General features: G+C 73.1%; 12 protein-coding genes and 1 pseudogene. 4 read left to right on the forward strand and 9 right to left on the reverse strand.

What is annotated here, in order from left to right; translation table 11 throughout:
• Positions 1–11: 11 nt before the first annotated feature.
• From ACWDYJ_RS06965 to ACWDYJ_RS06975, 3 genes are all read right to left on the reverse strand, one after another.
• The gene (locus ACWDYJ_RS06965; RefSeq protein ID WP_451564430.1) at positions 12–1658 is read right to left on the reverse strand and encodes a peptide-N4-asparagine amidase; all 1647 of its coding nucleotides are present in this window, start codon (positions 1656–1658) and stop codon (positions 12–14) included.
• Between the two features lie 512 nt (positions 1659–2170).
• Complete coding sequence (locus tag ACWDYJ_RS06970) at positions 2171–3181, reverse strand: hypothetical protein (protein WP_451564431.1); 1011 nt, start codon at positions 3179–3181, stop codon at positions 2171–2173.
• Positions 3178–4002: a phosphatase PAP2 family protein gene (locus ACWDYJ_RS06975; RefSeq protein WP_451564432.1), complete on the reverse strand. Its 825-nt coding sequence runs from the start codon at positions 4000–4002 to the stop codon at positions 3178–3180. The genes ACWDYJ_RS06970 and ACWDYJ_RS06975 overlap by 4 nt, the downstream gene beginning before the upstream one ends.
• 223 nt (positions 4003–4225) lie before the next feature.
• Between ACWDYJ_RS06975 and ACWDYJ_RS06980 the strand changes: the two genes are divergently transcribed.
• Positions 4226–4846 (forward strand): TetR/AcrR family transcriptional regulator, encoded by a 621-nt coding sequence (locus ACWDYJ_RS06980; RefSeq protein WP_451564433.1) that lies wholly within the window; start codon positions 4226–4228, stop codon positions 4844–4846.
• Positions 4847–4990: 144 nt separating this feature from the next.
• Here the strand turns inward: ACWDYJ_RS06980 and ACWDYJ_RS06985 are convergent, their stop codons facing one another.
• Together ACWDYJ_RS06985 and ACWDYJ_RS06990 are read right to left on the reverse strand one after the other, a co-directional pair.
• Complete coding sequence (locus ACWDYJ_RS06985; protein ID WP_451564434.1) at positions 4991–5527, reverse strand: TerD family protein; 537 nt, start codon at positions 5525–5527, stop codon at positions 4991–4993.
• 179 nt (positions 5528–5706) lie between these two features.
• A complete protein-coding gene (locus tag ACWDYJ_RS06990) occupies positions 5707–6780 on the reverse strand; it encodes a hypothetical protein (protein ID WP_451564435.1) in 1074 nt (357 codons plus the stop codon).
• A gap of 232 nt (positions 6781–7012) precedes the next feature.
• On the opposite strand from ACWDYJ_RS06990, the gene ACWDYJ_RS06995 reads away from it, so the two are divergent.
• Positions 7013–7825 (forward strand): glutamate ABC transporter substrate-binding protein, encoded by an 813-nt coding sequence (locus ACWDYJ_RS06995; RefSeq protein WP_451564436.1) that lies wholly within the window; start codon positions 7013–7015, stop codon positions 7823–7825.
• Here ACWDYJ_RS06995 and ACWDYJ_RS07000 read toward each other — a convergent pair.
• On the reverse strand, positions 7809–7997 hold the full coding sequence (locus ACWDYJ_RS07000; RefSeq protein WP_451564437.1) for a hypothetical protein: 189 nt from the start codon (positions 7995–7997) through the stop codon (positions 7809–7811). The two genes, ACWDYJ_RS06995 and ACWDYJ_RS07000, sit on opposite strands and share 17 nt — an antisense overlap.
• 308 nt (positions 7998–8305) lie before the next feature.
• Here ACWDYJ_RS07000 and ACWDYJ_RS07005 point away from each other — a divergent pair, with 308 nt between their 5' ends.
• Both ACWDYJ_RS07005 and ACWDYJ_RS07010 read left to right on the forward strand, forming a co-directional pair.
• The gene (locus ACWDYJ_RS07005; RefSeq protein ID WP_451564438.1) at positions 8306–9151 is read left to right on the forward strand and encodes an endonuclease I family protein; all 846 of its coding nucleotides are present in this window, start codon (positions 8306–8308) and stop codon (positions 9149–9151) included.
• A gap of 99 nt (positions 9152–9250) precedes the next feature.
• Complete coding sequence (locus ACWDYJ_RS07010) at positions 9251–9556, forward strand: DUF3040 domain-containing protein (RefSeq protein ID WP_451564439.1); 306 nt, start codon at positions 9251–9253, stop codon at positions 9554–9556.
• A gap of 33 nt (positions 9557–9589) precedes the next feature.
• Here ACWDYJ_RS07010 and ACWDYJ_RS07015 read toward each other — a convergent pair whose 3' ends face one another.
• The 3 genes and pseudogenes from ACWDYJ_RS07015 to ACWDYJ_RS07025 form a co-directional block, all read right to left on the reverse strand.
• Positions 9590–10288, reverse strand: a complete 699-nt coding sequence (locus ACWDYJ_RS07015) for an alpha/beta fold hydrolase (RefSeq protein ID WP_451564440.1) — start codon at positions 10286–10288, stop codon at positions 9590–9592.
• Between the two features lie 58 nt (positions 10289–10346).
• Positions 10347–12002, reverse strand: coding sequence for a family 20 glycosylhydrolase (locus ACWDYJ_RS07020; RefSeq protein ID WP_451564441.1), 1656 nt, complete (start codon positions 12000–12002; stop codon positions 10347–10349).
• Positions 12003–12080: 78 nt separating this feature from the next.
• Positions 12081–12275: pseudogene (locus ACWDYJ_RS07025) on the reverse strand (heme-binding protein); the annotation flags it as partial.
• Between the last annotated feature and the right edge of the window lie 19 nt (positions 12276–12294).

Below are 12294 nucleotides of genomic sequence, written 5' to 3' on the forward strand. Positions count from 1 at the left end.
GTCCCCCGCCCTCAGCAGCGGCGGCGGTCCACCGTCACCACGCCCTGCGCGGTGCCCACCGTACGGTCGTAGCAGCCGGCGCCGGATCCGGCGCCGGAGCCGTGCAGCCGGTAGCGCGCGGTCGTGGTGCCGACGGCGTGCCGCTGGTCGCGCGGGACGTTCGCCGTGTACGTGGCGTCGCCCGTGTACCGGTCGTCGAGCCGCGAACGGTCGACCTGTCGTCCGCCGCGCAGGGTGACGGTGTCCGCGCGGTCCCCGAGCGAGAGCACGGTGCGCAGCCGGTCGCCCGCGCCGAGCGTGGTCTCGCCGTCCATCGCGTACGTACGCACCGTGCGGGTCGTCGTGGCCCCGCGGGTCACGCTCTCCTCGTCGCCCCACTCGGCGGTGAGCGCGTCCCGGTTCTCGCCGTCGGTCCAGCGGTGCGCGGAGGTGTTCCGAACGGCCCGCGTCACAGTGGTGGTGACCCTGCCATGTGAGGTGTCAACGTATCCGGTGACAGTCAGCCGGTGACCGCCTTCGGTGTCCAGGCGGTGTTCGCCGCCGGGAGTCGCGGGCGTCCAGCGGGAGGAGCCCGCCGGGGCGCTCTCCTCGTGGCGGGTCAGGGCGCCCGTGACGACCTCGCGGCCGTGGTCCTGCCAGAGCAGCAGGTTCGTGGGAGTGCTCCAGCCGCTCTGCCCGGCCGGAACCCCTGCGACGGTGACCTCGATCCGGTGCGGCCGGCCGTCGTTGAGGAGGGCGGCGTAAGGGGTGAGGTCGTAGCGGATCGGCTGTACGTCGAAGGCGCGCGGGCCGGGGGTGACGTACCAGAGGAACGGGTTGGACCAGCCGCCGGTCCAGACGGTCGGGAAGGGCGCGGCGAGGCCGGCGAGCTGCCCGTCGACGGAGACGCGGACCTCGCGGTAGGGGCCGTCGGCGGCCTTGCAGGAGTAGGGGGCCGCCTCGGGGACGGTCATGTACCAGTACTCCTCGCAGCCGCCGCCGGAGCCGGTGGCGTACACCTCGGCGAGGAGCCGCTCGGTGTTGCGCGGGGTGGTGACGGCCGGAGAGGTCAGGGGCAGGACCAGGTCGGGGGTCTCGGCGGGTCCGGCGGCGCCCTCTGCGGCGTAGAAGGTGAGGGTGACCTTGACGTCGATGACTCCGGTGTAGGTGTCGTTGACGACGTTGCCGATCAGCATCTCGACGGGCTGCGGGCGGCTGAGCGTGTCGCGGTAGCGGGTGACGTCCTTCTCGACGGACCAGGCGATGCCGTCGGGCGAGGGCTGCGGGGTGGAGGTGCGCAGGATTTCGACGCCGCCGAGGGTGAGGTTGCCCAGGCGGTCGTACTGGCGGCCCTTGACCTTGCCGTCGAGCTGGAGCACGACCTTGGCCCATGCGGAGCCGCCGCAGCCGGTGGGCGGGGTGTAACTCCCCCGGAACGGCGTGAAATCGCGGAACTGCGCCTCGGCCAGGGTCACTTGGCAGGACCGGGTCCCGGGCCGCTCCACGGGCGGGGCAGCGGTGAGGGGGTCGTGCCAGTCGGTGCCGAACTCGGCGGGCGGGGCGGCGGTTTCGGTGCCCGACCGTGCGGGGGTGGCCGCCGCGGGTCCCACGGCCGTGGCCAGGGTGCCCGCGGCCAGCGTCAGCGCGCCGAGCAGGCCCGTGATCCTGTGTCGTCTCATGGGCCCGCAGTGAAACCCCTCCGGGCCCGGCCGCGCCAGAGCCGCCGGCCCGGACCTGGCGCGATCTCGCCCCTGCCGCCGCGGGGATCGGCGTCCGGAGGGCGGCAGTACGACGCCGGCCGCCGCAGTCGGCCGACCGCGCCGTCGCGGGGCGACGGGGCGACGGGGCGACGGGCAGGGCGCGCAGGATGCCGGTTCCGGCGGCGAGCGCCGCGCCGCTGACGATCGGCCCGCCTGCCCGCGACGGCGAGTCGGGCGCTTCGGAACATGCCCGGACCGAGGCGCGTGCGCCCGGCCTCGGCGACCTGGAAAGCGTCCGGCCGCCCTCCGGGAGCACGCTCATGGCGTTGCGGCGCCACATCCCGCGCGAGGGGTTCGCCCAGGGCTGGGTGCCGCCGGACGGCGAGCCGGTCGGGGTCATGTGTGTCGTCGAAGACCCTCCCCCGGCCTCCGGCCCGGAGGGTGCCCCGGGCCCGGGCGGTCTGCGCTCCTTTGACGTCGGCGCGGCGACCTCACCGCCGGTGAGCGGCCGGGGCGGCGCCTCCTGCCAGGGCTGTGACGTCGCCGGGCCGGCCGGCACCGACGGCATGCTCGTCGGCGGGGTCGAGCCCTGGGCCACCGACCCGGACGCGGCGTCCCGCCCCGGGGAGCTGTCGTACGAGCTCACGGGGCTGAGCGCCCGCCGAGAGCGGCGGCGCGAGCGCGTCCGGGGCGGTGCGGGTCAGCAGCAGGACGCCGCGCGTGGCCGCGAGGGCTCCGGCGAGGGCGAGCAGGATCCCGGCCGCGCCGCCCTGGAGGCGTTCGCCGAGCAGGACCATGCCGATGGCGGCCGCGGCGAGGGGATTGGCGAGGTTGACCACGGCGAGGGGGGCGCCGAGCCCGCCCCGGTAGGCCCGCTGGGAGAGCAGCATCCCGCCGACCGCGAAGACGACCACGAGCAGCGCGACCGTGACGACCCGGACGCTCAGCAGGGCGCCGCCACGTCCGCCCGCCACCGCCACGGTCTGGGTCAGGGCGGAGGCCGCCGCGGAGGCCAGCCCGGAGGCCGTGGCGTGCCGAAGCCCCGAGCGGGGGTCCCGGCGCGCCGTGAGCAGCAGGATCACGGTGGCGGTGGCTCCGGAGACGGCGAGCGCCTCGGTCAGGGTGAGGGTGTCGTCGGGGGCCGGTCCGGAGGCGGGGAGGAGCAGCAGGCCGAGTCCGGCGACGGTGGCCAGGGTGCCCCGCCACTCGGTGGCCGCCACCCGCCGCCCGGCGCCGCGCGCCCCCAGCGGGACGGCGGCCACGAGAGTGAGCGCGCCGAGCGGTTGGACCAGGGTGAGGGGGCCGTAGCGCAGGGCCGCCGCGTGCAGCAGCGCGGCGGCGGCGTTCAGTCCGGCCGCCCACCACCAGGCGCCGCTGCCGAGCAGGGCCTTGGAGCTGCGTGCGACGGCCCTGCGGGCGAGGCGCTCCTGGGCGACGGCAGCGGCCGCGTAGGTGACGGCGGAGGCGAGGCAGAGGGCGACCGCGAGGACGGTGGCGTTCACCGCCCGGCCCCCGCCGCAGCGGCCGTGACCGCTTCAGGACGCGGGCGCGGGCGCGGCAGCGGCAGGCGGCGTAGCGGCGGTGGCGGCGCCTTAGGGTCTCCGGGACGCGGGATGACCAGAAGGGCCGCGCCCAGCAGCACCGTCGCCACGAGGGCGTCGACCCAGTAGTGGTTGGCCGTGCCGACGACCACGAGGAGGGTGACCAGGGGATGCAGCAGCCACAGGGCGCGCCACCGGGACCGGGTCGCGGCGATCATCCCGAGGGCCAGCACCAGCGCCCAGCCGAAGTGCAGTGAGGGCATGGCCGCGAACTGGTTGGCCATGGTGTCGGCGGCGGGAGCCGCCCGGTAGACGGTGGGGCCGTAGACCTGGCCCGTGTCGGTCAGGCCCGCGGCGGCGAGCATGCGCGGGGGTGCGAGCGGAAAGGTGAGGTGCAGGGCGAGAGCGGCGCCGGTGAGGATCACCAGCACCCGGCGGGCCCAGAGGTAGTGCCCGGGTCGGCGGACGTAGAGCCAGACCAGGAACAGCGCGGTCGCCGGGAAGTGCACGGCCGCGTAGTAGGTGTTGGCGGTGTGCACGACGGCATCCGAGTGCAGGAGCAGCCGCTGGACCGCGCCCTCGTCGGGCAGGCGCAGGGCGCGTTCGGCGTCCCACACGCGGTCGGCGTTGCGGAACGCCTCGCCGGTGCGGCCCGTCGAGAGCGTCCGGCCCGCCTTGTAGACGGCGAACAGTCCGGCGACGAGCAGCAGCTCGCGTATGAGCCGGCGGCGCTCGTCCCGCTGTCCGGCGGGTGGCCGGCCGGTCGTGGTGTGGGAGGTCATCCCCCGGTCTCGCTTCTTTCGAGTGACGGTGGCTACGCGTCGCGGTGGGGCGGCGGAGGCACGGCGAGGTCGGGCGCCGTCGGCCGGAATGCGTTCCACATCGACACGCCAGTGTATCGATACATGCTCGTATCGATACGTCGGTGTACCGATACGCCTCCGTAGCCGTACACTCGGAGCAGCGACCAGCCGCCCAGGAACCACGCGAGGAGAGCCGCACCCCATGCCGTCGCCGTCGACGCCGCCCGCCCCCGGGCGCCGCTCCAAAATCACCCCGGAGCGGGAGCAGGAGTTCTACGACGCCGTCCTGGACGAGCTGCGCGAGCACGGGTACGAGGCCCTCACCATGGAGGGCGTCGCCGCCCGGGCCACCTGCGGCAAATCCACGCTCTACCGGCAGTGGAAGACGAAACCGCGGCTCGTGGCCGCCGCCCTGCGCGCGAGCCGGGCTGAGCGGACGCTCGCCAGCGTGGACACCGGCGGCCTGGCCGGCGACCTGCGCGAGGCCGCCCGGATCGCGGCCTGCACCTCGGGGCGCGACATCCGGCTCACCCAGGCGCTCGGGCACGCCGTGCTCGGCGACGAGGAGCTACAGGGCGCGCTGCGCGAGGCGCTGGTGGAGCCGGAGCGCGCGGCCTTCGACGCGATCGTGGCGAGGGCGGTGACGCGCGGGGAGATCACCGCGGACCATCCGGCCGTCGAGTTCCTGCCGGCCCAGCTGATGGGCGTCCTGCGGATGCGGCCGGTGCTGGAAGGGCGGGACGCCGACGCCGACTACCTGGTCAGGTTCGTCGACGTGGCCGTGCTGCCGGCACTGGGCATCACCCCCCTGAACACACCCTGAACACCCCCTGAACCAGCGGGCCGCCGTTCCCGATGACCGGACGGCGACCCGCTCGCGCTGCCTCGTGGGGACGGCGGCAGCGCGCACCCGGGCGGGGCGGCGGTCACTCCGGAGCGGAGTGACCGCCGCGCCGTCCGTACGGCGTCACGCGCGCGCGGCGCCCATGACCCGGGCGTACTCCTGCGGGTCCACGTCGAAGCCGTGCGGCCGCGCGTCCAGCGACCAGCCGCCCGAGCCGTCCCGGAGGAACTCGGCGACCGTGGCCGCCGAGGCGTCAGCGATCCCCGCGAAATCGATCTCCGCGAGCTCGTTGTAGCCCTCGCGGATCCGCAGCCCCGCACCGCCGATGGTGGCGAAGGTCCTCCGGTCGGCCTCGCCCGCGTCCTGGATCACCACGCCCACCACGACCCGCCCCAGCTCGGGCCCCAGCCGGTCCAGTTCGAGGATCATCACTTCGTCGAAGCCGAAGCCCTGTCCGGTGCGGCTGTCCCGGGTCAGGGTGATGGTGCCGTCGGGGGCGCGGCTGCCGAAGTGCACGAGGTAGACGGGCTCCCCGTACGGGTCCGCCGCGCCGTACACCGCGGCGACGATGTCCAGGTCGTTCGCGGGCGTGCCCGCCGGGCTGGGATCCCACCGCAGCGCGATCTCCACCTTGGCCAGGCTCTTGCGTACTCCGCTCACCGAACTCCCCCTCCGCTTGGCCGCTTTCGGCCGTGTCGCCCCGTGCCCTGGGCCGTGTTCCCCGTGCTGTGCGCTTCGCACCCCGTACCCGGCCATGCTGTCACGAGGCCGTGATCACCGCTGAACGACCGTACGTTCCAAGCCAGTCGGGACCCGTCGCGCAAGGGGCCGGGCACGGTCTACCAGTCGCCGTCCTGGACCGGGAGCCCGGGGCGCGGCGCGTTGCCGAGCGGGGTGACCTGGCCGGGGGCCGGGGGGACCCACGGGGCGTGGTCGTCGCCCAGCCAGCTGCCCACCGGCTTGACCTGGCCCAGGGCCTCTGCCGGGGGAAGGTCGGCGCCCGTCTCGTCGTAGTGGTCGAACCAGGGCAGCCCGGCCTGGTTGTAGGCGGCCCGGTCCACGGGTGAGGGCGGCGCCTCCTCACCGGTGATGCGGCGCCACTCGGGCGGGGTCACCAGGTGGACGAAGACGCGCGCGGCCCCATCCGTGTCCCAGTCGGACAGCTTCCGGTCGTCCTGGTAGACCTCCTGGCGCATCGAGCCGCCGACCCCGAGCCCCATCGCCGGAGCGGAGGGAGCGGCGGGAGGTCCGGACCGTGCCGGCGCCGCACCGGGGGCGGCCATGCGCGGCATCGGCGGGGGGCATGCGAAGGCGGAACCGTAGTCGGGGATCCCCCCGGGAGTCGGCGCGGCGGAGGGCAGGTACGCAGGCGGGGGCGGGGGCGCGACAAACCGGGCCCGCGCCGCACGCGACCGCTCCGCCTCCCGCCACGCGGCCAGCGCCTTGGCACCGAGCGGGAACGCCTGGAGCTGCACCCCGCCCGTGGTCTCCTCACCCGTGACCTGCCCCTCGACCGTGGCCCCGAGGCCGAGCGGCACGGCGACGAACTGACGCACCGTCCCGTCGCCGGAGTTGATCCCGTCCAACCAGGGCTGGCGCGGCAGCACCACGTAGTTCTGCGGGCCGCGGGCGAGCCGGCCGGTCCACCGCTCGCCCGAGACGGCGCACACCTTGCCGACACCGACCTGAAGCGCGGCGGGCTCCCGCGTCCCCGTGAAGCTGAGCCACATCGCCTCGCGCAAGTACACCGGCAGCATCACGCCGCCCTTCGCCAGCCACTGCGGCGGGACGGTGTCCGGGTAGTCCTCCACCCTGCGCAGCGGGAACTCGCCGAGCCCCGGCGGAAGCGCGTGCGTCCCCGACTCCGGGAGGCGCAATGTCCGGATGAACCTGATCTGAACCGCTTCGCCCAACAGCAGCGTGCTTCCCTCGACCCGTGCCCCGCCTGTCGCCGCACCCGTCACCGCACCCAGCCCCCTTCTCCTGCCACACACGGGACTCGCCACAGATTCTGCGGCAGAGCCGGATCGTTATCCTTAAATTTTGCTCAGATCTAGTGACGCTACGCCCGTCGCCTTCCTAGCTTCCTCATACACGTGTCTTTTGCCCTCCATGGTTCCGCGTTACCGAGGAAAGAGTGCAGCAATGAAGGTTCCCAAGGCCGGTGCGGTCGCCGCAGTGATCGCCCTCGCCGTCACCGCCACCGGCTGTGGCGGTGAGGAAGCCAAGGAGCCGCTCTCCATCGGCATCAAGTTCGACCAGCCTGGGATCGGACTGCGCGAGAGCGACGGGACCTTCTCCGGTTTCGACGTCGACGTGGCCACCTACGTCGCGAAGGAACTCGGCTACAAGCCGAACGAGATCATCTTCAAGCAGGTCTACAGCTCGGACCGCGAGCTGCTGCTCCAGTACAACGAGGTCAAGTTCGTCGCCGCCAGCTACTCGATCAGCGACAAGCGCAAGGAGAAGGTCGACTTCGCCGGCCCCTACCTGATCGCCCACCAGGACCTGCTGGTCCGCAGCGACGACACCACGATCACCAAGGCCGAGGACCTCAACAACAAGAGGCTGTGCTCGGTGACCGGCTCCACTTCGGCCGAGAACGTCAAGAAGAACCTCGCCCCGAAGGCGAGCCTGCTGGAGCTCGGCAGCTACTCGGAGTGCATCGTCGCCCTCCAGGACAACCTGGTCGACGCCATGACCACGGACAACTCCATCCTGGCCGGTTTCGCGGCCAAGAAGGGCAACGAGGGCAAGTTCAAGCTGGTCGGGCTGAACCTGAGCAACGAGAACTACGGCATTGGCATCAAGAAGGGCGACAACGACCTCCAGCGCAAGATCAACACCGCGCTCACCAAGATGGTCTCGGACGGCTCCTGGGAAGCGGCCGTGAAGAAGAACTTCGGCCCGGCCAACTACAAGTACGAGCCGGCGCCCCAGGTCACGACGAGCAGCTGACGATCGTCGACGACGTGGCGGGATCCGACCGGTCGGAGTCGGAGCGGGCATTGACCACGGACAGCCGGCCGCCGTGGACCGCCGCGGTCGCCGGCTCGTCGAGGCGGGGGTCGGCGATCCGCTGGACGAACCGTCCCCACCGTCCGTCGTCGTCCAGCGTGAACACCTCCACGGCGTAACTCCGGTCGCGTACCAGCGCCCCGGCCGTCGGGCCGAGGAGCGCGGCGCCGTGGGATGACGCTCACGCCTCAGCACATCGCCCGCGCCCCGGCCGTTGTGGATCCGGACCTCCGGACCTTCACAAGGGAATGGGGAGCTTCCCCTTCGCCGGCGGCAGGCGTTCCACCTCAAGATCCGCGCTCCGGACACATAGTTTTTACCTGTAGGGCACATGACAATGTGAATCTCGCTCTGCCACCTGATACCCCGCCAACTGCCATGGTGGGGACGGTGCGTGTTGGAGAGGCATTCCCCCACGTCATGAGAATCTCCCGTACGACCCCCTGGGCCGCCGCCCTCGCGGCCGCGGCACTGCTCCTCATACCGGCCACCGCCTCGGCGGGTCAGCAGCGGACGGCGGCGCTTCCCCACGCCGGCGAGGGCGCCGCGACCGTCGGCACCTACGCGGTCGACCCCTACGCGATCGACACCTACTACGCCCCCGCCGAGGGCAAGACCGGAGCCGCGCTGAAGACGGCGCTGCACGGGATCATCAAGAACCAGTCCAAGGTCAGCTACAGCGGCGTGTGGAACGCGCTGAAGGACACCGACCAGGACCCGGCGAACCCGAACAACGTCATCCTGGTCTACTCGGGCCGCTCCCAGTCCAAGGCCACCAACGGCGGCGACGCCAACGACTGGAACCGCGAGCACGTCTGGGCCAAGAGCCACGGCGACTTCGGCACCGTCACCGGCCCGGGCACCGACCTGCACCACCTGCGGCCCGAGGACGTGACGGTCAACAGCACGCGCGGCAACAAGGACTTCGACATGGGCGGCAGCCCGGTCTCCGAGGCCCCCGGCAGCCTCACCGACGCCGACTCCTTCGAGCCCCGGGACGCGGTCAAGGGCGACGTCGCGCGGATGCTGCTGTACATGGCGGTGCGCTACGAGGGTACGGACGGCTTCGCCGACCTGGAGATGAACGACCGGGTCAACAACGGCAGCGCCCCGGCGATGGGCCGGATCAGCGTGCTGAAGCAGTGGAACCAGCTGGACCCGCCGGACGCCTTCGAGCAGCGCCGCAACCAGGTCATATTCGACAGCTACCAGCACAACCGCAATCCGTTCGTCGACCACCCGGAGTGGGTCAACTCCATCTGGTAGCCGACCCCCCCTCGCGGGGTTGCCGGTCACCAGTTCGGGTATGCGCAGGTCAAGGCTGCGACCGCGCCCGACGGCGGCAGCCGACGGAGGTACGTCGTCATGGACGGAGCCGGACTCTCCGATCGCGAGCAGCGCGCCCTTTCCGCGATCGAGGCCCAACTCAAGGGTGACCGCTCCCTCGACCGGGTCCTGCGGTCCGCGAACCGGGGCCGGCGCATCCTGGCGGCCTGCCTGCTCGGCGTGGTGACCGTGATCCTGCTGATCGCGGCTTCGGTGACCGTGGCGCAGCCCCTGATCTGGGGCTTCGCCGCGGCCTGGATCCTGACCGTCTGCACAGCGCTTCCCCTGATCGCCCAGTGGGCCCACCGCCGCTGGCAGCTCCGCGACCGCACGGCGCAGCGGTGAGCGCCTGACCTCGGGCGAGCGTGCGTACCCTGCCTACGCGGCGGCCTCGTCCAGCAGGATGCGTGCCAGCTCGCGCGGCTGGGAGAACATCGGCCAGTGGCCGGTGTCCATGTCGACCAGCCGCCACGTGTCGCCGGCCAGGAGCTTTGCCACAGCGGCGTTCGGCTCGGCGCCGTCGAGCAGGCACTTGATGTAGGTCGCCGGGAGTTCGCCGAGCGGCCGGTCCAGCACCGCCGGCTCGGTCAGCGTGGCGCCGGGGTGAGGTGTCGAACCGCGCACGATCCGGTCCACCTGCTCGGGGGTGAGGCCCTGGCCTTCGAAGTCGGCCGCGGGTCGCGGCAGCAAGAAGCCTCCACCGGCGGCGAGCAAGGACTCGACCCATTCGCTGCCCTCGGGCCGACCGGATACGAACGACTCGCCGTCGGCCGGCACGTTCGCGTCGACGAAGACCACGCGGGCCAGTCTGTCGCCGATCCGCTCGGCCGCCTGTCCGACGGGTATGCCGGCGTAGCTGTGACCGACCAGGACGACGTCGCGCAGGTCGCGGCCGACGACCACGTCCACGATGTCTTGGACGTGGGTCCGCAGCCCGGCCGGCTCGTCCTGCCGCTCGGCGACGCCCGACAGCGTCACGGGGTGGGCGCCGTGGCCGGCCGCGCTCAGCGGTGCCACCACCTCGTCCCATGCCCACGAGCCGAGCCACACGCCTGCCACCAGTACGAATTGAGTCATGGTGGCACGGTAGCGGATCCCTCCGACAAGGCCGCCGGGCGGGGTGAGGTGGCCAACTCTACGGCTGGAGACGGTCGGTGAGGGTCTTGAACTCGGGCCAGGGCTGCTGGGGCGTGCGGGCGTCCCAGACCTTCTGGGCCAGGGCGGCCAGCGGCAGCCGGATGCCCGCGGCCACCTGGGCCGGCGTCTGGGCCCCGGCCAGGTCGCACCATACGGCGAGCCGCGCGCCCAGGATCTGCGCCCCGTACCGCGCGGGCACCGCCGTGGAGCCGCGCAACACCAGCGGGTTCCACTGTTCGTAGATCCGCCGGCCGGTGGGGTAGGTGAACTGGTTCGGCTCTCCGAGTACGTAGTACAGGTACTCGTCGTTGAGGTTCACGGCCTTGCGGCCCTCCCGCAGGTACTCCAGCGGCGGCCGGGCGCCGATCTCCTTGCCCGTCCAGTACTCGGCCTGGATGTCCTTGGCGGCCTGCACCACGCCCCCGCTGAAGAAGCCGTCGTTCCACGCCTTGAGGGCCTTGCCCGAGGGCCGCACGACGGCCGCACGGTCGTTCAGCCAGCCCGTGGCCAGGTCCTGGACCCGGGCGGCCGGCCCGTAGCGCGCCCGCGCGGCGCTCGCGAGCTGCGGGAAGGAGGCCTGCGGGTCGCGCACCACCAGTGCCTGGTACTCGTCGGCGCCCAGGTGCCAGGCCCCGGCGGGGAAGAGGGGCAGGTATTCGCGCAGCAGGTCGTCGACGAGCGCGGCGGCCGCCGGGTCGGAGATGTCGACGGCGCCCTTGACCGCCCGGCCCTGTACGTCGCGCAGTTGCAGGCCCGGGTGGGCGCGCAGGACGGCGCCGAGGTGTCCGGGCGAGTCGATCTCGGGGACGACCGCGATGTGCAGCCGGGCGGCGAGCGCGGTGATCCGGCGCACGTCGGCCTTGGTGAGGTGGGGGGTGGAGACGATCTCGGGATGGCTGTCGGACTCGATCCTGAAGGCCTGGTCGTCGGAGAAGTGCAGGCCCAGCTGGTTGAGCTTGAGGTCGGCCATCAGACGCAGCCGGTCCTCTATCCAGTCGGGGGTGAAGTGCTTGCGCGCGATGTCGAGGTTGAGTCCGCGCTGAGGCTTCGCCGGGGCGTCCTTGACGGTGCCCTCGGGGGCCGAACCGGCTCCGCGTATCTCCTGTTTGAGGGTGCGGGTGCCGTAGAAGACGCCCGCCTGGTCCGGGCCCGCTATCGTGACCCGCCCGTCCCGGACGGTGAGGGTGTACGACTCCGGCGGGCCGGAGCCCCGTGCCGCGAGGGCGAGGTGTACGTCGCCCTGCCGGGCGTCGGCCGACTCGGCGTAGGGGATGCGCAGTTCACCGGCGAGCAGCTTGCCCTCGTCGGCCAGGGCGGCCCGGTCGGCGGGCGCCACGATCACCCGCGCGGCGGGGCCGGGCTTCCAGCCGGGGCCCCGGGCGGGCGCGTGTTCCCGTACGGCCGGGACGGTGCGCGGGGCGGTGGACAACGGGTAGGCGGACGCCGGAGGGGGCGTGGGCTCGGGGGTGCCGGCCGTGGGCTGCGCGGTGGGCGTGGGCGCCTGGGCCCCTGCCGGGGAGTCCCCGGCACGGGGGGCCGCGCGGGAGCCCTCCGTCGTCCCGGAGGAGCAGGCCGGCAGCAGGAAGGAGACCAGCGCGGCAACCGTTGCCGTCGCGGTGGCCCGTCCTGTGCTGAGCTTCGTTGTCCGCCGCATCGTGCACTCGCCCGTCTCCCCCGTACCAACCTGGCACGGGGCAGACGGGGACGCGACCCGAGGACAGGAACAGGCAGCTCAGGCCGTGTCGGCGAGCGCCGTGAGGCCGGCGGCGGCGAAGCCATGGTCCTGGGCGGGGGCTCCGCCGCCGACGCCGACGGCCCCGACGAGCCGGCCGTCACGGTGGACGGGCAGGCCGCCCGCGATGAACAGCAGCGGCCGGTCGAGCGCGGTGGGCAGCGTATGGAAGGGACCGCCGGGCTGGACGGCGTCGCCAGAGGGCGTGGCGCAG

This window comes from Streptomyces sp. NPDC003042 (assembly GCF_053591315.1).

Bases quoted from the DNA above. Each gene is read 5' to 3' on its own strand.
- ACWDYJ_RS06965 (WP_451564430.1), bottom strand. From the start codon at position 1,658: ATGAGACGACACAGGATCACGGGCCTGCTCGGCGCGCTGACGCTGGCC.
- ACWDYJ_RS06975 (WP_451564432.1), bottom strand. From the start codon at position 4,002: ATGACCTCCCACACCACGACCGGCCGGCCACCCGCCGGACAGCGGGAC.
- ACWDYJ_RS06980 (WP_451564433.1), top strand. From the start codon at position 4,226: ATGCCGTCGCCGTCGACGCCGCCCGCCCCCGGGCGCCGCTCCAAAATC.
- ACWDYJ_RS06995 (WP_451564436.1), top strand. From the start codon at position 7,013: ATGAAGGTTCCCAAGGCCGGTGCGGTCGCCGCAGTGATCGCCCTCGCC.
- ACWDYJ_RS07005 (WP_451564438.1), top strand. From the start codon at position 8,306: ATGAGAATCTCCCGTACGACCCCCTGGGCCGCCGCCCTCGCGGCCGCG.
- ACWDYJ_RS07010 (WP_451564439.1), top strand. From the start codon at position 9,251: ATGGACGGAGCCGGACTCTCCGATCGCGAGCAGCGCGCCCTTTCCGCG.
- ACWDYJ_RS07015 (WP_451564440.1), bottom strand. From the start codon at position 10,288: ATGACTCAATTCGTACTGGTGGCAGGCGTGTGGCTCGGCTCGTGGGCA.
- ACWDYJ_RS07020 (WP_451564441.1), bottom strand. From the start codon at position 12,002: ATGCGGCGGACAACGAAGCTCAGCACAGGACGGGCCACCGCGACGGCA.